The organism is Kocuria turfanensis, assembly GCF_001580365.1.
GTDB classification, from domain to species: Bacteria; Actinomycetota; Actinomycetes; order Actinomycetales; family Micrococcaceae; genus Kocuria; species Kocuria turfanensis.
In genome coordinates, this window is record NZ_CP014480.1 from 650,000 (window position 1) to 668,715 (window position 18,716).

Consider the following 18,716-nt stretch of genomic DNA (forward strand, 5'->3'; position numbering starts at 1 on the left):
GGCGGCGACCGGACGATGCAGCGACCGGACGATGCAGCGACCGGACGATGCGGCGACCGGGCGGCGGCGGGCACCGGCGGGTGATCGGGTGCGCCCGGTGGGACGTGCGCGTACCCTGGATGCACCAAGACCGGAGCCGGTGGCCGCGGTGGTTCCCCGGGGCCTCGGTCGGAACCTGCGGACGGAGGGAACGGGTGGAGACCGAGAGCCCCATGGCCGAGTTGAGCATGGTCTTCGCCCGGCTGAGCGGCATGCTGCTGAGCGAGGACGGCGCCGCCGGTGCGGCGCGGCGGCTCGCGGAGGCGGCGTGCGTGCTCGTCGACGGGGCGACGGGAGCGGGGGTCTCGCTCCTGGACGAGGCCGGCCGGCGGAGGACGACCGGGTCCACCGGCGCGTCCGTGGACGCGGCCGACGCCCTGCAGTACGAGCTCGGGGAGGGTCCCTGCCTCAGCGCCTGGGCCACCGGGGTGGCCCAGCGGGTCGAGGACACCACCGAGGACCGGCGCTGGCCGGCCTGGTCCGCGGCCGCCGCCGGCGCGGGGATCCGCGCGGTGCTCAGCGTGCCGCTGGTGCGGCAGGACCGCGCCCTGGGGGCGATGAAGGTCTACGCCGCCGCCCCGCACGCCTTCACCGCCCGGGAGGAGCAGGTGCTGGGCCTGCTGGCCGAGGCCGCGGCCACGCTGCTGGGCTCGGCCCTGGCCCCGGAGGCGCCGAACCGGCTCAGCGCCTCGCTCCGGGCCGCCCTGGCCGACCGCCGGGCCGTCGACCTCGCCACCGGGATGCTGATGGAGCGCCACGGCACGGACGCGCAGAGCGCCCGGATCACCCTGCTGCACGCCTCCCGCGCCCTGGACCTGCCCATGACCCGCATCGCCTCCCGGGTGCTCGAGCGCGCCCCGGACCCCGAGCTCTGATGGGCGCCCCCGTGGACGACGACGGAGCCGCGCAGCAGGCCCGCCTGCTGCGCCTGGCCGTGGAGGGCGCCGGGGTCGGTCTGGGCCGGCTGTGGATGGACTACTTCAGCCTGGGCGGTGACGTCGGCGCGGTGGAGGTCGACGCCTATCTGCACGAGTGCCTGGGGCTGCCGCCCTTCCAGCGCGACCTCCTGGCGCACGCGGCCAACGGGCTGCTCCGGCCGGGCGCGCCGCGGGCCCCGTACTCCGTGGACCTGCCCGGTGCCCCCCAGGACCCGGGCACGCCCCCGGACTGACCGGGGACGGCGCTGCCCCGGTAGGGTGTTCCACCGAACCTGCCCGCCCATCGAGTCCGACAGGGACTGAGCCTTGGACAACCCCCTCCTGCGCCCCAGCGAGCTGCCCTACGAGCTGCCGGACTTCCGGAGCATCCGGGAGGAGCACTTCCTGCCGGCCTTCGAGGCCGCGATGGCCCAGGACCTGGAGTGCGTGCGGGCGGTCCTGGCCGACCCCGCGCCTCCCACGTTCGCGAACACCGTCGAGGCCCTCGAGCGCGGCGGGCTGGCCCTGGACCGGGTCGAGTCGGTCTTCTTCACCCTCACCGCCGCGCACAACACCGCCGGCGTCCAGCGGATCTACCAGGAGCTCGCGCCGCGGCTGTCCGAGCACAAGGCGGACTTCACGCTCAACAAGGAGCTCTACTCCCGCGTCCGGCGGGTGGACCGCACGGACCTGCAGCCCTGGCAGCTGCGGGTGCTGGACGAGTACGTCTCCTGGTTCCAGAACTCCGGGGCGGAGCTGGACCTGGACGACCAGCAGCGGCTGCGGGAGGTCAACGACGAGCTCTCCGCGCTGAGCATCCGCTACGGCAACGACCTGCTCCGGGAGGTCAACGCCTCCGCCGTCGTGGTGGACGACCCCGAGGCGCTGGACGGCATGGACCCCGCGGACATCGAGGCCGCCGCCTCCGCGGCCGCCGAGAACGGCCACCGGGGACGCTACCTGCTCACGCCCGCGCTGTTCACCGTCCAGCCGGTGCTGTCGGTGCTCACGGACCGCGCGCTGCGCCGGCGGATCCACCTGGCCGCCGTCCACCGGGGCACCGGCGAGCCCGACGGCGAGGGCTCGCAGAGCCGCACGGACCTGCGCCCCCTGGCCGCGCGGATCGCCCGGCTGCGCGCGGAGCAGGCGCGGCTGCTGGGCTACCGCAGCCACGGCGACCACGTCATGGCGGGCAGCACGGCTCCTTCCCCCGAGGCGGTGCAGGAGATGCTCGAGCGGATCACCGGGCCCGCGGTGCGCAACGCGCTCGAGGAGCGCGCCGAGCTGGAACGGCTCGCGGGCCACCCGATCGAGGCGTGGGACTGGCCGTTCTGGGCCGAGCGGCTGCGCCGGGAGCGCTACCGCGTGGACGCCTCCGCGCTGCGGGAGTACTTCGAGCTGGAGTCGGTGCTCGAGCACGGGATATTCCGCACCGCCCGTGAGCTCTACGGACTGGTCTTCACCGAGCGCCCCGATCTGCGCGGCTATCTGCCGCAGGTGCGGGTGTGGGAGGTCACCGACGAGCACGGGGACGGGGTGGGCCTGTTCCTGGGCGACTGGTTCACCCGGCCAACCAAGCAGGGCGGGGCCTGGATGGGCTCGCTCGTGCACCAGAACCGGCTCACCGGGCAGCGGCCCGTCGTCGTGAACAACGCGAACTTCACCCGCCCGCCCGCCGGGCGGCCGAAGCTGCTGACCCTGGACGAGGTGGTCACGGTCTTCCACGAGTTCGGCCACGCCCTGCACGGGCTGCTCTCGGACGTGCACCTGCCCTCGTTCTCCGGCACGAAGGTCCCCCGCGACTTCGTCGAGTACCCCTCGCAGGTCCACGAGATGTGGGTGCTGCACCCGGACGTGGCCCCGCACTACGCCCGGCACCACCGCACCGGGGAGCCGGTCCCGGAGGCCACCCTGGCCGCCCTGCGGCAGGCCGCCGCGCACGGGCAGGGCTTCCGGACCGTGGAGTACCTGGCCTCGACCTGGCTGGACCTCGCCTGGCACGGGATCGAGGACCCGTCCCGGCTGCCCGACCCGCGCACCGTGGAGCAGGAGGCCCTGGAGCGGGCCGGGATCGACGTGCCCGGCATCGCCCCGCGCTACCGGACCGGGTACTTCAAGCACATCTTCGCCGGTGGCTACTCCGCCGGGTACTACGCCTACATCTGGTCCGAGATCCTCGACGCGGACACCGCCCGGTGGTTCACCGCCCACGGCGGGCTCACCCGGGAGAACGGCCGCCGCTTCGCGGAGGAGGTGCTCTCCCGCGGCAACGAGACGGCACCCCTCGAGGCGGTGGAGGCGCTGCTGGGCCGGCGCCCGCACCTCAGCGCCCTGCTGCAGCGGCGCGGGCTGCTGCCCCGCGAGGAGTTCGTGCACCGGCGGCGGGGCGCCCCGGCCCCGGAGGCCGGGGGCCCGGACCGGGCCTGAGCGGCCCGCGGCCGGGCAGGCCCTGACGGATCACGCACGGGACCGGGTGCCCGGAGCGGTCCGGGCACCCGGCGGGGCCGTGGCCCGGTGCGGGACGCGGCGGGCCGGGGCTCAGGCCTCCGGCCAGGCGTCGGCGATGTCCTGGCGGGTGTCCCCGAGGGTCTGCATGATCGCCTTGGTCCCGGCGAGCACGGGCATGAAGTTCGCGTCCCCGTTCCAGCGGGGCACCACGTGCTGGTGCAGGTGCCCGGAGAGCGACCCGCCCGCCGCGGCCCCCAGGTTGATCCCCACGTTGAAGGCGTGCGGGGAGGCCACCCGGCGGATCGTCGACACGGCGGTGCGGGTCAGGTCCGTGAGCTCGCGCAGCTCCTCCTCCCCCAGCTCCGTCAGGTCGGCCACGTGCCGGTACGGGCACACCATGAGGTGCCCGGGGTTGTACGGGAAGAGGTTGAGGATCACGAAGCAGTGCGCGCCGCGGTGGACGATCAGGGACTCCTCGTCCGCGCGCTGCGGGCCGTGGCAGAACGGGCACCCGGGGTCCTCCCGCACGGACGGGTCCTCCCCGCGCACGTAGGCCAGCCGGTGCGGGGTCCACAGCCGCTGGAAGCTGTCGGGCACCCCCGGGATCTCGAACTCGTCCTGGCGGATCCAGTGGTGCGGAGGTCCGCCCTCGGGCGCCCGGCCGGTCACTGCCCGACCCCGGCCGTCTCCGCGGCGGCGTGGGGGTCCTCGGGCAGGGCGGCCGTCGGCTCCTCGTTCACCCGGCGCTGGATGTGCGCCACGATCCGTTCGACGGCCTCGCCGACCGGGACGCCGTTGTCCTGGGAGCCGTCGCGGAACCGGAAGGACACCGCGTTCGCCTCGGCGTCCTCCCCGCCGGCGATGAGCACGAACGGCACCTTCTCCTTGGAGGCGGTGCGGATCTTCTTGGGGAACCGGTCGGAGCCGGCGTCGAGCTCCACGCGCACCCCGCGGGCCCGGAGGGTGTCCACCACGTCCTGCAGGTAGTCGTTGAACGCCTCGGCCACCGGGATCGCCACCACCTGGACGGGGGCCAGCCACGCCGGGAACGCCCCGGCGTAGTGCTCCACGAGCACGCCCATGAAGCGCTCCACGGAGCCGAACAGCGCGCGGTGGATCATCACCGGGCGCTGCCGCGTGCCGTCCGCGGCCTGGTACTCGAGGTCGAAGCGCTCCGGGAGGTTGAAGTCCAGCTGGATGGTCGACATCTGCCAGGTCCGCCCGATGGCGTCCTTGGCCTGGACCGAGATCTTCGGGCCGTAGAAGGCCGCGCCCCCGGGGTCCGGCACCAGGTTCAGCCCGGACTCCGCCGCGACCTCGGCCAGGGTCGCCGTGGCCTCCTCCCACAGCTCGTCCGAGCCCACGAACTTCTCCGGGTCCTTGGTGGAGAGCTCCAGGTAGAAGTCGTCGAGCCCGTAGTCCTTGAGCAGGTCGAGGACGAACGTGAGGGTGGTGGTCAGCTCCGCCTTCATCTGCTCACGGGTGCAGTAGATGTGGGCGTCGTCCTGGGTCATGCCCCGCACCCGGGTCAGGCCGTGCACCACGCCGGACTTCTCGTAGCGGTAGACCTGCCCGAACTCGAACAGCCGCAGGGGCAGCTCCCGGTAGGACCGGCCGCGCGAGCGGAAGATGAGGTTGTGCATGGGGCAGTTCATGGGCTTGAGGTAGTAGTCCTGGCCCTGCTTGGTGAGCTGGCCGGTCTCGGCGTCGCGCTCCTCGTCCACGTGCATGGCCGGGAACATCCCCTCCCGGTACCAGTCCAGGTGCCCCGAGACCTCGTAGAGGTGGCCCTTGGTGATGTGCGGGGTGTAGACGAACTCGTAGCCGGCCTCGGTGTGGCGGCTGCGGGAGTAGTCCTCCATGGTCTTGCGGATGATCCCCCCCTTCGGGTGGAACACCGGCAGGCCGGAGCCCAGCTCGTCCGGGAAGGAGAACAGGTCCATCTCCGAGCCGAGCCGGCGGTGGTCGCGCCGCTCGGCCTCGGCCAGGCGGTCCTTGTAGGCCTTCAGTTCCTCCTTGGACGGCCACGCCGTGCCGTAGATGCGCTGCAGCTGCTTGTTCTTCTCGGACCCGCGCCAGTAGGCGGCGGCCGAGCGCATGAGGGCGTAGCCGTTGCCGATCAGCTTGGTGTCCGGCAGGTGCGGGCCGCGGCACAGGTCCTTCCAGACCGTCTCCCCGGTCTTGCGGTCCACGTTGTCGTAGATCGTCAGCTCCCCGGCGGCGACCTCCACGGACGCGCCCTCGGCGGCGGCGTCCACGTCCCCGCCCGAGCCGGGGCCCTGGGACAGGCCGATCAGCTCGAGCTTGTACGGCTCGTCCGCCATCTCGGTCCGGGCCTCCTCCTCGCTCACGGCGCGGCGGCGGAAGGACTGGGTGGAGTTGACGATCCGCTGCATCCGCTTCTCGATCGCCTTGAGGTCCTCGGGGGTGAACGCCTGCTCGACGTCGAAGTCGAAGTAGAAGCCGTCGGTGATGTACGGGCCGATGCCGAGCTTCGCGTCCTCGTGCAGCTGCTGCACGGCCTGGGCCATCACGTGGGCCGTGGAGTGGCGCAGCACCTCGAGCCCCTCCGGCTCCGAGATCAGCACCCGCTCCACGGCGTCGCCGTCGGCGAGCTCGGTGGCGAGGTCCCGCAGCACACCGTTGACGCGGGCGACCACCACGGAGCGCTCCTCGCGGTACAGCTCCGCGGCGGAGGTGCCGGCCCCCACCGTGCGCTGCTCGCCGTCGACGGTGATCGTGAGGGGTGCGGACTCGGGCTGGTGCTCCGGCGCGGTGGTCATGGGGAGGGGTCTCCTTCGGTCGGCAACGGCACGCACCCGTACGGGGGGCACGAGGCAGCGGCACCGGCGGGCGGCGCGCACTGCATCGATGGTACCCGTCCGGTGCGGTGCTGACCGGTGGGGCGGTGAGGCCGGGCCGGCCCGCGGGGCGGCCGCGTCCGGCGCCCTCGGCCCGGCGGGACCCCGCCCGAGCCGGGCCCGGTACGGGCGGTGTTCCGACGGGCCCGGCACGACGACGGGCCCCCGTCACCTCGCGGTGACGGGGGCCCGGAACGATCGGTGCGATCAGATGCGGTCGCGGCGATCGCGGTCGGTGAGGCCGGTGCCGCGCTCGGCGTCGGTCTCGACCTCGACCTGCTCCTTGCGGACGTCGGCGTCGACGCGCTCGGTGTCGCGGACGGTCTCCTTCTCGATCCCGACCTTCTCGACACCCACGGTCTCCTTGGCGACGACGGGGCGCTCCTCGTGGAGGGTCACCTCGACGTCCTCCTCGCCGATGGTGCCGGTGGTGGCCTCGGTGCCGCTGAGCGGGGTGCGCTCGACCCGGACCTCCTCGCGCTCGACGGGGACGTCGACGGTCTCGCGCTCGGTCACCACGTACTTGCGCAGGCGGGCGCGGCCGGTCTCCTGCTGCTCCTTGCCGACGTGCAGCCGCTCCTCGTGGCGGACCACGCCGTTGTCGGCGCGGTCGGTGAGGTCCCGGTCGCGGTCGGTGAGGTCGCGGTCGGTGACGTCGCGGTCGGCGGTGCCGCGGTCGACCTCGGCGTAGCCGGCGGTGCCCGCGCCGGGCACGGCGTTGCGGTCGGTGCCGAGCGTGTCGCCGGCGTCACGGCCGGTGGTGCCGGTGCCGGTGTAGTCGGTCGTGGCGTAGTCCGTCCGGCCGTCGCGGTCGCGGTCGGTGTCACGGTCGCCGCCGGTGCCGGAGTAGTTCATCTTGTAGTAGCGGTAGATCTCCTCCTCCTCGGCCGGGGAGAGGTGCTGGTCCGCGTCCACGTTCGGGGCGTCCTTGACGACACCCTTGGCGTAGGGGAGCACCAGGCGGTCGCCGTCCTGCCGGGCGCCCTCGACCGGGACGAAGCTCTCCTTGGTGCCGAACAGACCGGTGTTGACGGTCACGAACGTGACATCCTCGGTGTTGTCGTCCAGGAAGACCTGCTCGACCTTGCCGATCTTGTCGCCGTCCGAGTCGTAGGCGGTGGCCGAGAGCAGTGCGTTGACGTCGTACGTAGCCATGAGAACTCCTTCTCTTGATCTGCTGGAGAACGGGCACCCGGGAGGGGCCCGCCGCGGACGAATCCCGCCGGGGGGCGGGCTGCAACTCGTTCGCTGTTATTAGTAACCATACTGGCTATCAGCCCGCTGGCCAATGGATTCTCCCAGAGTGAAACTGCTGGATCCGCGGCGGTCCCCCGCGCATGATGCCCCGACCCCGGTCCGCTCACCGGGCCGGTGAGCGGACCGCTGAGCGTGCCGCTGAGCGGGCCGAGGAGCGGACGGCCGCCGGGGTCGCCGGGTCGGCGAGGTCCCAGGCCTGCTCCGCGCTGAGACTGATCCCGCGGGGGCCCGTGCGCCGGGTGCGCCCGCGCACCAGCAGCAGCCGCGTGCCGAACAGGTGCTGCCCCGAGCGCTCCTGGGCGTCGGGGAAGAAGGCGCAGTCCACCGCGCCCGTGCCGTCGTCGAGACTGACGAAGACCACCCGCCGGCCGCTGCGCAGGGGCGGGGTCATGGTCGAGACCCGCACGCCCGCCACGAGCACCTCGGACCGGTTGCGCAGCTCCAGCAGCCGCTCGGCGGGCACGGCCCCCAGCTCCCGCAGCAGGGGGGCCCAGCTGTCCAGGAGGTGCGCGGAGACGTCGACCGCGAGCAGGTCCAGCTCGGTGCGCACCTTCTCCTCGACGGTGGGCTCGGGCCGTTCCGCGGGCAGGCCCCGCAGCTCCAGGTCCCCCAGGTCCAGGGCCAGCTGCCCCTGGACCTCCCGGCTCCCGGGGTCCCGGGGCGGACGGGCGCTGTCCGCCCGGGTGCGCAGGGCGTGCACCAGGTCGGCGCGGGAGGCGGTTCCCCCGGAGCGGCGCAGCAGGCCGTCGAAGGCGCCGACGGCGGCGAGGCGCTCGAGGGTGCGCCGGGCGGGGCGGGCCCGCTGCCGCAGGTCCGCGAGCGAGGCATAGGGCTGCCCGGCCACGATCCGGCGCACCTCGGCCTGCGAGACCCCGTGGATGCCCGTCAGGGCCAGGCGCACGCCCAGGCGCCCGGGGTCCTCCGCCAGCCGCTCCACCCGGTAGTGCTCGTCGGAGCGGTTGACGTCCACCGGCAGGACGGGGATGCCCATCCGCCGTGCCTCCCCCACGAGCAGGCGCTTGGGGTACATCCCGGGGTCGTGCTCCCAGAGCCCGGCCAGGAACGCCTCCGGGTGGTGGGCCTTCAGCCACGCGGACTGGTAGGTGGGCACCGCGAAGGCCGCGCCGTGGGCCTTGCAGAAGCCGAACGAGCCGAAGGCCGCCAGGATCCCCCACACCCGGTCCACGACGTCCAGGGGGTACTCCCGCTCCCGGGCCCGCTCGCGGAAGTACGCCTCCACCTCGAGCTGCCGGTCCGAGCCGAGCCGGCGGCGCAGCTCGTCGGCCCGGGCCAGACCGCAGCCGGTGAAGGCGTCGAGGATGCGCAGGACCTGTTCGTGGAAGACGGTCACCCCGTGGGTCTCGGCGAGGATCGGGTCGAGGCGCGGGTGGACGGTGACGGGCCGGGACCAGCCGTGGCGGTGCTCCAGATAGGGCCGGACCATGTCCGAGTGCATGGGGCCGGGGCGGAAGAGGGAGATGTCCACGACGAGGTCGCCGAAGCTCGTCGGCGCCATCTTGCCGATGAGCTCGCGCTGGCCCGGGGACTCGATCTGGAAGCAGCCCAGGGTGTGGGTCGAGCGGATGAGCTCGAACGTGGCCTCGTCGTCGACGGGGACGGACTCCAGGTCCAGGCGGGGCCGTCCGGGATGGATGCGGGCCACCTCCTCGACGGCGTGGGCGAGGGCGGACTGCATCCGCACGCCGAGGACGTCGAGCTTGAGCATGCCCATGGGGTCCATGTCGTGCTTGTCGAACTGGCTCATCGGCATCCCGGCCCCGCCGGCCTGCACCGGGGTGCGGTCCAGGAGGGAGCGGTCCCCCAGGATCACCCCGCACGGGTGCATGGAGATGTGCCGGGGCAGGCGGTCCAGGCGCTCGGTGAGGTCCACGAGCAGGTCCAGCTGCTTCTCCCGGGACACCTGCTCGGCGAACTCCCGCAGCTCCGGCTGGCGGGCGAGGGTCTCGCGCAGGGCCGAGGCCGGCAGGTGCCACAGCTGCTTGGCCACCGTGTCCACGGTCTCGGGGTCCAGTCCGAGCGCCAGCCCCGCGTCCCGGACGGCGCCGCGGGCCCGGTAGGCGTTCTGCATGCTCATGAGGCTCACCCGCTCGGCGCCGAAGCGGTCGAAGATCTCCCGGTAGACGCGGTGGCGCTGGGCGGACTCGACGTCGATGTCGATGTCCGGCAGGGTCGAGCGGTCGGGCGAGAGGAAGCGCTCGAAGAGCAGGTCGTGCTCCAGGGGGTCCACCTGGGAGACGTCGAGCAGGTAGTTGACGAGCGAGGAGACCCCGGAGCCGCGGGCGGCGTGCCGGACGCCCATCGCCCCGATCATCGCGGAGACCTCGGCCACGGTGAGGAAGTAGGAGGCGAAGCCCAGCTCCCCGATCACCCCCAGCTCCCGGTCCAGCCGGGACCGCACCGCCGGGCCCGCCCGGCGGCCCGGGTAGCGCCGCGCCAGGCCGGCCTCGCAGCGGGCCCGCAGCTCCGCGGGCGCCGGGCGCCGCAGGCCCAGCACGGAGGCCTCGGGCACCACCGGGCGCCCCCAGCCGCAGTCGGCCACCGGGTCCAGGCGGCTCCGGTCGGCGATCCGCTGGGTGCCCGCCAGCAGGGCCGTGGCGCCGGCGACCCCGAGGTCGGCGGCCCGGGCGACCTCCGCGGCCAGCGAGCGCATCTGCCGGGTGGACTTGAGCCAGCCCTGGCCGTTGGGCTGCAGCGGCTCCGTCGGGGGCGCCCGACGGTCGGCGGCGCCCCCGCCGCCGGACGGACCGGCCCGGCCGAGGGCCTCGAGCGGGGTGAGGGCGCGGGCGGCGTCGAGGACGTCGGCGGTCGCCGCCTCGGCGGGGGTGGCGTAGCGCACCGCGTTGGTCAGCACGGGGGTCAGCCCCGCCTCGACGGCGGCGCGCAGCAGCCGGGCCGCGTGGGAGGTGCTGCACGCGGTGCCGGGGGCGGCCAGGTGGGTGACCACCTCCACGGCGAGCGCCTCCGCCGGCAGCCGGGCCCGCCAGCGGGCCAGGGCGGCGCGGCCGGCGCGGTAGCGGCGGGCGGCAAGCTCCTGCCCGACGTCGGAGGCCGGCCCGAGCAGCACGCTCAGCAGGGGGCCCGTGCACCCGGGGCGGACGGCGTGGGCGGCGATCTGGTCCGGGTCCACCCCGGGCGGGCCGCCGCCGGCGTGGGCGGCGGAGACGAGCCGGCACAGGGCGGCGTAGCCGGCACCGGCGGTCCCGCCGGCGGCGAGGACCAGCACGCGGCCGAGGACGCGCTCGCGCCCGGGACCGTACAGGGCGAGGTCGACGCCCAGGACGGGGTCGATGCCGTGCTCCCGGCACGCGCCCAGGTGCTTGACCGCGCCGTAGAGCCCGTCCCGGTCGGTGCAGGCGAGCACCTCCGCGCCGTCCGCGGCCGCCGCGGCGACGAGGACGGAGGGCCGGCTCACCCCGTAGTGGGCGCTGAAGGCGGTGGCGACGTGCAGGTGCGGAAAGCTCACACCGGTATTCGAATATGTGTTCGAACTTAAGTCAATTGCAAACGCCGGTGCGGGGCGGGCGGATCACGCCCCGGCGAACTGGGGCAGCACGGCGTCCCCGAAGGCGTCGAGGAAGGACGCCTGCTCCTGTCCCACGTGGTGCAGGTGGATCTCGTCGAAGCCGAGCTCGGCGTACTCGTGCAGCCACTGCGCGTGCCGGCCGAGGTCGGCGGAGACGTTGACCGCCCCGGCGATCTGCTCGTCCCCGACGTCCTGCTGGACCGCCTTGCGCTGGTAGTCCTGCGGGGAGGCGAGCTCGGCCATGGTGACGGGGTCGAAGACGTTGGTGCGCCACTGGTCGAAGGCGATCGCCCGGGCCTGCTCCAGGGAGGGCGCCCAGCTCAGGTGCACCTGCAGGGCGGTCCGCCCGGTGCCGCCGGCCTCGCGCCAGGTCCCGAGCATCCGGCGCAGGTCCTCGAGGGGCTGGTTGACGGTGATGAACCCGTCGGCCACGGGGGCGAAGCGGCGGACGGTGGCCGGGGTGAGGGCGGCCACCAGCAGGGGCGGGGCGACCTCCGGGGGGTCCCAGACCCGGGCGCGGTCGGCGTGCAGCGGTGCGCGGTGGCTGACCTCCTCCCCCGCGTGCAGGCGGCGGACGACGTCGAAGCTCGCCTCGAGGAACTGCTGGCGCTGCTCCTTCTCCGGCCACTCCGGGCTGACCGGGCGCTCGTTGAGCCGCTGCCCGCTGCCCAGGGCGGCCCAGAGCCGGCCGGGGAACATGCGGGCGAGGGTGGCAGTGGCCTGGGCGGTGACCACGGGGTGGTAGCGCCGGCCCGGGGCGTGCACGAACCCGAACGGCAGCGCCGTGGTGGCCAGCGCCGCGCCCAGCCAGGACAGGGCGAAGCCGGAGTGGCCCTGGCGCGGGGACCACGGCTCCAGGTGGTCGGAGCACATGGCGGCGCCGAAGCCGGCCTGCTCGGCGTGCCGGACGTCGCGCAGCAGCTGCTCGGGCGGGATCTGCTCGTGGGAGGCGTGGAAGCCGATGGTCGCCATGGGGCCCTCCGGTCGGGGTCGGGGTCGGGGTCGGGGTCGGGATGGGTGCCGTCGGCCGGCCCGGACGGCCAGCCCGGGTCAGGAGCTCCGGGTCAGGAGCTCCTCGGCGGGGGTGCAGACGTTGCGCAGCTGCCCGATGCCCTCGATCTCGGTGACGACCTCCTGGCCGTCGCGCAACCAGATCCGGCGGGGCTTCTTGGCCAGGCCCACCCCGGCGGGGGTGCCGCAGGCCACGAGGTCCCCGGGCTCGAGGGTCAGGAACCGGCTGAGGTACTCGACCAGCGCCACGGCGGAGAAGATCATCCGGTCGGTGCCCGAGTCCTGGTGGAGCACGCCGTCGACGCTGCAGCGGATGGCCAGCCCCGCCTCGGGGTCGACCTCGTCCGGGGTCACGACCACGGGCCCCACCGGGGTGGTGCGGTCGAAGTTCTTGCCCTGGAACCACTCGGAGGTCCGGCCCTGCCAGTCCCGCACCGAGATGTCGTTCATGATCGTGTACCCGGCGATGGCGGCGCGGGCCTGCTCCGGCGTGGCGTGGCGCAGGGGCGAGCCGATCACCGCGGTCAGCTCGGCCTCCCAGTCGATCTTCTCGGACTCCTCCGGCATGGCGATGGGGTCGGTGGGGCCGATCAGCGCGGTGGCGTACTTCGCGAAGATCGTGGGGTGCTCCGGGATCTCCTGGCCGACCTCCTCCGCGTGGTCGTAGTAGTTGAGCCCCGCGCACAGGATCTTGCCGGGGCGCAGCACGGGCGCCGCCAGCTCCTCCGGGGCGGGCGCGGGACCCGGCTCCCCGGCCAGCCGCAGGTCGCCCCCGGCGAGGAGGGCCCCGACGTCGGGGACGGGCAGGTAGACGGTCTCCCCCGCCTCCTGGCGGAAGGCCTGGGTGGTGCCGTTGCGTCGCACGGTGCCGAGTCTCACGGGTGCCGCCTTTCTGTGCCGCGGGTGCTGCGCCTCCGGGCTCCCCCGCGCGCGGCGGGCGGGCCCTGCACTCCGATCCTATGCGCCCGGGGCGCGGTGGCCGGCGCCCCTAGGCGCAGCGCACCACCTGGGTCCCCGAGGCGCTGGTGGCCGCCAGCAGCCGCCAGCGACCGGTGTCGAGGGTGTGGACGAGCTCGAGGGTCAGCAGCTCCGAGCGGACGGTGAGCTGGACCTGGACCCGCCACATCTGCTGGTCCACCGCCCCGATCCCGCGGTCCTTGGGCAGCCGGGCGTCCTCGGCCCACCACGCCCGGCGCTCGTACCAGCGCACGGGGTCCTGCGCCACCCGGTAGCCCCGTCCGCGCCAGCGCACGGTCACCGGCACGCCGCCGGCGTCGCAGTCCACCTCGACGCCCTCCGTCAGAAAGCCCACGACGGCCCCTCCCTTCCTCGGTCCCGGCGCCCGCCGTGCGGCGCGCCCTGTCCTCTGGAAGCTAGAACACCTGTACGACAGGCTAACCCTCCGGACAGCTTCGACGGAACACCTGTTCCCCGGCGGTGGCCGCTTCCGCGCGGGCCGGTCACCGCCCTGCCCCGCGCTCCGGGTGCGCCGGGGAGCGGCGGGGAAGCATGGACAAGACCGGCGAAATGGATACGCTGAAAGCACGGAGGGCTTGCCCCGCGAGACCCCCCGGGTCGTCCCCTGTCCCCTCGCCCGACCCACGCCGGAGCACCCGGCGCCGACATCACGGAGGCCTCCATGACCGGAACCATCACGCTGATCGCCCACACGACGGAGAACACCAGGACTCCTGCCGTGTCCCTGCGACCGGCCACCCCGGAGGACGCCGAGAGTCTCGCCCAGCTCTACTACTCCTCCTACGAGCAGGGCGGGGTCTCCAGCCTCGAGGAGGCGCGCACGGTGATCCGGGGCGTCTTCGACGGCGAGTACGGGCCCTTCCTGCCCGAGGCCTCGCCGGTGGTGGTGGACGACGACGGGACCATCGTGGCCGCGGCCCTGGTCCTGGCCCGGCGCGTCGGCGAGGACCTGCCCGACGCCCCCTACATCTTCGAGCTGTTCACCGCGGCCTCCCGCCGCCGGCAGGGCCTGGCCGAGCAGCTGGTGCGCTGCGCCATGAGCACCCTCTACGACCACGGCTACGACCAGGTGAGCCTGCGCATCGCGGAGGACAACGCGGCGGCGCTCGCGCTGTACCTGACGCTCGACTTCAACCGCTGGGTCCCCGAGACGGACTACGAGACGGACTACGTCTGAGCCCCGGCGGGGCCGGGCTCACAGCGTGAGGTCCTCCCGGACCGGGGGGTCGGCCGCGACGTCCACGAACCGGGCCCAGTGCAGGCGCACGGCCACGAGCCGGGTGCTGTCCTTGCCCGTGGCGCCCGGGTGACGGGACTCCAGCAGCTCGCCGGCGTCCTGCGCCGCAGGGCCCTCGAGCACCGCGGCGCGCCCCTCGAGCTGGAACTCCTGGCCGTCCCCCGAGACCACCACCAGGGAGACCCGGGGGTCGGCCCGCAGGTTCGCGTACTTGCGGCTGCGCTCGTTCGTGCCGAAGACCAGCCGCCCGTCCTCGTGGGCCGCGAGGTTGATCCACGCGGACTCGGGGCAGCCGGTGCCGCTGTTGGTCGCCACGACCCCGCCGCCGTGGGCCCGCACGAAGTCGCGGACCCGGCGGAGGGCCTCCCCGGCGCTCAGAACAGGCTCCGCTGCGGGAGGACGAGCTCCGGGGAGTTGTTGCGCACGTTGCCGACGGCCGGGTCCACCGGGTCGAGCACCCACCGGGCGGCCGTCCGGTGCGCCTCGGCCCGCACCAGGTCCACCAGCTGCGGGGCGTCGTCCTCCCCCGGGCGCAGCCAGTCGTCGACGTGCTCGGGGGCCAGCGGGATCGGCATCCGGTCGTGCAGCCCGTGCAGCTCCGTGAGCACGGGGTGCTCGGCGGAGGGCTCCGGGGAGTCGGTGGTGAGGATCGAGCAGGACAGCAGCCACGTGCTGTCCCCGCCGTCCCGGCCGGGCTGCAGGGCCGCCGAGTGCAGCTCCGCGCCCTCGGGCACCCGCCACCACTCGTAGATCCCGGCGAACCAGATGGTCTCGTCCGGGTCGGCCGGGTGGACGTAGTAGGGCTGCTTGCGCCCGCCCTTGCCGGGGCCCGGCTCGCGCTTCCACTCGTAGTAGCCGTTGGCGGGGACCGCGCAGCGGCGGGCGCGGACCGCCTTGCGGAAGGACGGCTTCTCCAGGACGGTCTCCGACCGGGCGTTGAACATCTTCGACCCGACCGCGGGGTCCTTGGCCCAGCCCGGGACCAGTCCCCAGCGGGCCACGTGCAGCTCGCGGACCAGCTCCCCGCCGTCGTCCCGGCCGTCCCCGCCCGCCAGGCGCTCCAGGACGATGGGCACGTCGGTGGTGGGCGCGGTGTTCCAGTTGGCCCGCAGCCGCTCGGAGTCGGCCTCGCCGAGGCTCTCGTCCGGGACGGCCCCGGTCTCGGCCACGAGGTCGCCCACGGCCCGGGCGATGACGTAGCGTCCGCACATCTGCTGCCTCCTCGGTCTGCCCGGCGCGCGGCCGGGACTCAGTCGGTGAGCGGCCCGTATCCCAGGTACTCGGAGTACATGCCGTACACCTTGCGGATCCCGCGCTCGACGTCGGCCACGGTGGTGCCCGGGCGCAGGTCGTCCACGGCCCCGGCGGTCGCGGGGTCCCACTCCAGGTCCAGGGCGGCGTAGACGTCGGTGAGCACCGAGCGGATGGGCTCGGACTGCTCGATCACCAGCACGGTGCTGAAGTACCAGGCGCCCGCGACCACCCGCTGGGCGGTGCCGGCCAGCTTCACCTTCCGGCCCGGGGTCGACGACGACGCCGGGTGCGTCCCGTGCACGCTGTGCTCCCCGGCGCAGTACTCGCCGGGGATCTCCCCGACGTCGGCCTCGACCTCGAGCTCCTCCAGGGCCGCCACGAGCATGTCCCCGAACAGGCGGTAGCGGTCCTGGATGCCCGTGGTCGGGTCCTCGGCCGCCTCGAGGTGGTCCACGATCAGGCACCCGCCGTGGTAGGCCGCCGCGCGCCCGCCCACCCGCCGGACCAGGGGCTCGAAGCCGCTCTCGCGGGCGGCCCGGGCGGCGTCGGCGAAGCCCGGGCGCAGCTCGTCCCGGCGGCCGAAGGCGACCGTGGGCGCCGGTTCGTAGAGGCGCAGCACGGGACCGCTGCGGCGGACGTCGGCGAGGAGGGTCATGGCGCTCTCGTAGTCCTGCTGGGCGCCCAGGGACTCGCGCTGGCGGAGTAGTTTCATGCTGGATCCCAGTCTAGTCGCGGGTCAGCGCGCGGCGATGCCGCTGGCGCGGAACCACTGCCCCAGGGCCACCGCGCTGACCTCGACCTTCTCGGCCCACGCGAGCGCGGCCTCGTCGGCGGCGTCGGAGACGTGCTTGACCATCCGCAGCCGCACGCCCAGGTGCCGGCAGGCCACCGCGATCGCCCAGCCCTCCATGTCCACGAGGTCGGCCCGGGCGGCCAGGGCGTCCCGGGCGGGTCCGCCGGCCACGAACGAGTCCCCGGTGGCGAGGACCGGGCCGGTGCCGCCGAGCTCGATGACGTTGTCCACGGGGATCCCGGCCGCGCGCAGCAGCTGCTCGTCCACGTCCCGGTTGATGATCCGGGAGGGCTCGTGCACCCCGTGCAGCCCGTCCCGCAGCGCCCCGGCGCTGCCGATGTTGAGCACCGTCAGCTCCGCCCGCCGCGCGGGGTCCGGGCAGCGGGTGAGCACCGCCTCGGTGGTGCGCACCGCCGCCGCCGACATCCCGACGCCGATCAGGACCAGGTCGATGTCGTCCGGGAAGTACTTGGTCTCCAGCGGGTGGGCGGCGAGCACGAGCAGTTTCTGCACCCGCCCACTCTATCCGCACCCCCGTGTGCCCCCACCCGCCCCGCACCCGGCACCGAGTCCCCCACTCCCGCCGGTCCGCACCGCCGAGTCCCCCACTCCCACCGGTCCGCACCGCCGAGTCCCCCCTGTCCTCGCAGATCCCCCCGATCGGACGGGGGGATCTGCGCGCACAGGGGGGACTCGGCGCAACAGGGTGGATCACCGGGGATCCGGCGCCGTGGGGCGCCGTCGCCGGGTGCGGCGCGGGGGACTCGGCGCCGCGGCGTTCAGCGCGGGCGGAGGGCGAACAGCGCGGCGAGCCGGCGGTCGGATTCCGCCTGGGCCTCGAGGTCGTACGCGCCGCCGGTCACCAGGAGCTCGTCCGCCCCGGTCCGGGCGACCAGCCGCTCCAGGCCCGCCCGGACCTCCGGGGCGGTGCCGTGCACCGAGGCCGCCAGGGACTCCTCCACCAGGCGCCGCTCCCGGTCCGGGAGCGCCTGCGGGTCCGCCGGTCCCGCCGGTTCCAGGGGCGGGAACTCGCCCCGCGTCCGGGAGACGGCCAGGGCGCGGGCTTCGGGCAGGAGCAGCCGCCGCGCGGCCTCCCGGGTGCCCGCCACCGCAACGTTCGCCGAGACCACCACGTACGGTTGCGGCCACCACGACGACGGGCGGAACCGCTCCCGGTAGCGCTCCAGCACCGCGGTGGCGCCCTCCGGGCCCGGACGGAACAGGGCCGGCCCGCCGAGCACCACGGCGAGCCCGGCCCGCGCCGCGACGTCCACCCCGGCGCCGGTGGCCAGCACGAAGACCGGGGTCGCGGCGTGGTCGCGCGGGCGGGCGGTCACGGCGGCGGTGCCGGAGAGGTGGGCGAGCAGCTCGGCGAGGTCGGCCCCGAAGCGGTCCGCGGCCTCCTTGCCCGTGCGCAGGGCGTCCCGGACCGCGGCGGTGAACCCGAGCGAGCGGCCCACCCCGAGGTCGATCCGGCCGGGGTGCAGGGCCTGGAGGGTGGCGGCCTGCTCGGCGACCACGAGCGGCTGGTGGTTGGGCAGCATGACCCCGCCCGAGCCGATCCTGATGCGGCGGGTGCGGGCCGCGGCCGCGGCCATCAGCACCGCCGGCGCGGAGCCCGCGATGCCGGGCACCCCGTGGTGCTCGGCCACCCAGAACCGGTGGTAGCCCAGCTCCTCCGCCCGCTGCGCCCGGTCCAGCACGCGGGCGAGCGCCTCGGCCTCCGTGGACCCGCGCCGGGTGCTGGCGCGGTCGAGCAGGGACAGGGCGACGTCGGAGAGGGGCATGTCCGGCTCAACCGCCGCGGCGGGAGAGGAATTCCGGGGCCGCCGCGGCTCACCCGGTCCGGCCCACGGCCTCCTCGGCGGCGACCCAGCCGAGCATCGCGCACTTGACCCGGGCCGCGAACCGGGAGACCCCGGCGAAGGCGGCGGCGTCGCCGAGGACCTCCTCGTCCGGCTCCACGGTGCCGCGGGAGCGCAGCAGCTCCCGGAACGCCCCGATCAGCGCCAGCAGCTCGGCCCGTGTCAGGCCCGGGGCGGTCTCGGCCAGCACGGAGGCCGCGGCCATGGAGATCGAGCAGCCCTCGCCCTCCCAGGTGATCCGCTGCACCACCGGCTCCGTGCCCTCCGTGCCCGGGGGCGCCGGGGCCAGCTCGGCGCGCACGGTGATCTCGTCCCCGCACGTGGGGTTGTACTGGTGCGACTCGCCCACGGCGTGACCGGGGGCCGGGTCGGCCAGGCCCTTCCCGGAGCGCCGTTTGGCGTGGTCCAGGATGACCTCCTGGTACAGCCCGTCCAGCGCGCTCATCGTCGTCTCCTCGGTCGGTCCGGTGCGGTGCTCATGGGGTCGAAGCGCATGGGGTCGAAGCGCATGG

The 18,716-nt window shown here is 74.6% G+C and carries 17 protein-coding genes; 4 read left to right on the forward strand and 13 right to left on the reverse strand.

The genetic code is table 11. From position 1 onward, the window contains the following. The first annotated feature begins 194 nt into the window (after positions 1–194). The 3 genes from AYX06_RS02965 (at position 195) to AYX06_RS02975 (ending at position 3,383) form a co-directional block, all read left to right on the forward strand. Positions 195–914 (forward strand): GAF and ANTAR domain-containing protein, encoded by a 720-nt coding sequence (locus AYX06_RS02965; protein WP_186815629.1) that lies wholly within the window; start codon positions 195–197, stop codon positions 912–914. Between the two features lie 11 nt (positions 915–925). Continuing rightward, a complete protein-coding gene (locus AYX06_RS02970) occupies positions 926–1,210 on the forward strand; it encodes a hypothetical protein (protein WP_147017537.1) in 285 nt (94 codons plus the stop codon). A gap of 73 nt (positions 1,211–1,283) precedes the next feature. Next, the gene (locus AYX06_RS02975; protein WP_062734322.1) at positions 1,284–3,383 is read left to right on the forward strand and encodes a M3 family metallopeptidase; all 2,100 of its coding nucleotides are present in this window, start codon (positions 1,284–1,286) and stop codon (positions 3,381–3,383) included. Positions 3,384–3,494: 111 nt separating this feature from the next. Here AYX06_RS02975 and AYX06_RS02980 read toward each other — a convergent pair whose 3' ends face one another. The 7 genes from AYX06_RS02980 to AYX06_RS03010 all read right to left on the reverse strand — a co-directional run bounded on the left by AYX06_RS02980 (position 3,495) and on the right by AYX06_RS03010 (position 13,389). Beyond that, positions 3,495–4,073 (reverse strand): HIT family protein, encoded by a 579-nt coding sequence (locus tag AYX06_RS02980; RefSeq protein WP_062734324.1) that lies wholly within the window; start codon positions 4,071–4,073, stop codon positions 3,495–3,497. Then, positions 4,070–6,187: a threonine--tRNA ligase gene (gene thrS, locus AYX06_RS02985; RefSeq protein ID WP_062734326.1), complete on the reverse strand. Its 2,118-nt coding sequence runs from the start codon at positions 6,185–6,187 to the stop codon at positions 4,070–4,072. Before thrS ends, AYX06_RS02980 begins: the two co-directional genes overlap by 4 nt. A 285-nt stretch (positions 6,188–6,472) precedes the next feature. Further along, positions 6,473–7,420: a DUF2382 domain-containing protein gene (locus AYX06_RS02990; RefSeq protein ID WP_062734329.1), complete on the reverse strand. Its 948-nt coding sequence runs from the start codon at positions 7,418–7,420 to the stop codon at positions 6,473–6,475. Positions 7,421–7,625: 205 nt separating this feature from the next. Continuing rightward, a complete protein-coding gene (locus tag AYX06_RS02995; protein ID WP_084271419.1) occupies positions 7,626–11,006 on the reverse strand; it encodes a DNA polymerase III subunit alpha in 3,381 nt (1,126 codons plus the stop codon). A 63-nt stretch (positions 11,007–11,069) separates the two neighbouring features. Beyond that, positions 11,070–12,038, reverse strand: coding sequence for a TIGR03885 family FMN-dependent LLM class oxidoreductase (locus tag AYX06_RS03000; RefSeq protein WP_062734332.1), 969 nt, complete (start codon positions 12,036–12,038; stop codon positions 11,070–11,072). Positions 12,039–12,116: 78 nt separating this feature from the next. Beyond that, positions 12,117–12,956, reverse strand: a complete 840-nt coding sequence (locus AYX06_RS03005) for a fumarylacetoacetate hydrolase family protein (RefSeq protein ID WP_062734336.1) — start codon at positions 12,954–12,956, stop codon at positions 12,117–12,119. A gap of 109 nt (positions 12,957–13,065) precedes the next feature. Then, positions 13,066–13,389, reverse strand: a complete 324-nt coding sequence (locus tag AYX06_RS03010) for a DUF6504 family protein (protein ID WP_062734339.1) — start codon at positions 13,387–13,389, stop codon at positions 13,066–13,068. Between the two features lie 327 nt (positions 13,390–13,716). On the opposite strand from AYX06_RS03010, the gene AYX06_RS03015 reads away from it, so the two are divergent. Then, complete coding sequence (locus tag AYX06_RS03015; protein WP_062734342.1) at positions 13,717–14,232, forward strand: GNAT family N-acetyltransferase; 516 nt, start codon at positions 13,717–13,719, stop codon at positions 14,230–14,232. A gap of 18 nt (positions 14,233–14,250) precedes the next feature. Here AYX06_RS03015 and AYX06_RS03020 read toward each other — a convergent pair whose 3' ends face one another. The 6 genes from AYX06_RS03020 to sufU form a co-directional block, all read right to left on the reverse strand. After that, a complete protein-coding gene (locus AYX06_RS03020) occupies positions 14,251–14,670 on the reverse strand; it encodes a pyridoxamine 5'-phosphate oxidase family protein (RefSeq protein ID WP_062736848.1) in 420 nt (139 codons plus the stop codon). After that, a complete protein-coding gene (locus AYX06_RS03025) occupies positions 14,667–15,503 on the reverse strand; it encodes an SOS response-associated peptidase (RefSeq protein ID WP_062734344.1) in 837 nt (278 codons plus the stop codon). The genes AYX06_RS03020 and AYX06_RS03025 overlap by 4 nt, the downstream gene beginning before the upstream one ends. Before the next feature lie 38 nt (positions 15,504–15,541). Then, positions 15,542–16,258: a lipoate--protein ligase family protein gene (locus AYX06_RS03030; RefSeq protein ID WP_062734347.1), complete on the reverse strand. Its 717-nt coding sequence runs from the start codon at positions 16,256–16,258 to the stop codon at positions 15,542–15,544. 24 nt (positions 16,259–16,282) lie between these two features. Continuing rightward, positions 16,283–16,852 (reverse strand): nucleosidase, encoded by a 570-nt coding sequence (locus AYX06_RS03035; protein WP_062734351.1) that lies wholly within the window; start codon positions 16,850–16,852, stop codon positions 16,283–16,285. A gap of 266 nt (positions 16,853–17,118) precedes the next feature. Next, complete coding sequence (locus AYX06_RS03040; protein WP_062734353.1) at positions 17,119–18,126, reverse strand: MsnO8 family LLM class oxidoreductase; 1,008 nt, start codon at positions 18,124–18,126, stop codon at positions 17,119–17,121. Between the two features lie 49 nt (positions 18,127–18,175). Beyond that, on the reverse strand, positions 18,176–18,649 hold the full coding sequence (gene sufU, locus AYX06_RS03045) for a Fe-S cluster assembly sulfur transfer protein SufU (RefSeq protein WP_062734355.1): 474 nt from the start codon (positions 18,647–18,649) through the stop codon (positions 18,176–18,178). Positions 18,650–18,716 lie beyond the last annotated feature (67 nt).

What these genes read in the sequence shown, in the direction of transcription:
- sufU (WP_062734355.1), bottom strand. Translation starts at nt 18,649, where the DNA reads ATGAGCGCGCTGGACGGGCTGTACCAGGAGGTCATCCTGGACCACGCC.
- AYX06_RS02990 (WP_062734329.1), bottom strand. Translation starts at nt 7,420, where the DNA reads ATGGCTACGTACGACGTCAACGCACTGCTCTCGGCCACCGCCTACGAC.
- AYX06_RS03040 (WP_062734353.1), bottom strand. Translation starts at nt 18,126, where the DNA reads ATGCCCCTCTCCGACGTCGCCCTGTCCCTGCTCGACCGCGCCAGCACC.
- AYX06_RS03000 (WP_062734332.1), bottom strand. Translation starts at nt 12,038, where the DNA reads ATGGCGACCATCGGCTTCCACGCCTCCCACGAGCAGATCCCGCCCGAG.
- AYX06_RS03025 (WP_062734344.1), bottom strand. Translation starts at nt 15,503, where the DNA reads ATGTGCGGACGCTACGTCATCGCCCGGGCCGTGGGCGACCTCGTGGCC.
- AYX06_RS03015 (WP_062734342.1), top strand. Translation starts at nt 13,717, where the DNA reads ATGACCGGAACCATCACGCTGATCGCCCACACGACGGAGAACACCAGG.
- AYX06_RS03030 (WP_062734347.1), bottom strand. Translation starts at nt 16,258, where the DNA reads ATGAAACTACTCCGCCAGCGCGAGTCCCTGGGCGCCCAGCAGGACTAC.
- thrS (WP_062734326.1), bottom strand. Translation starts at nt 6,187, where the DNA reads ATGACCACCGCGCCGGAGCACCAGCCCGAGTCCGCACCCCTCACGATC.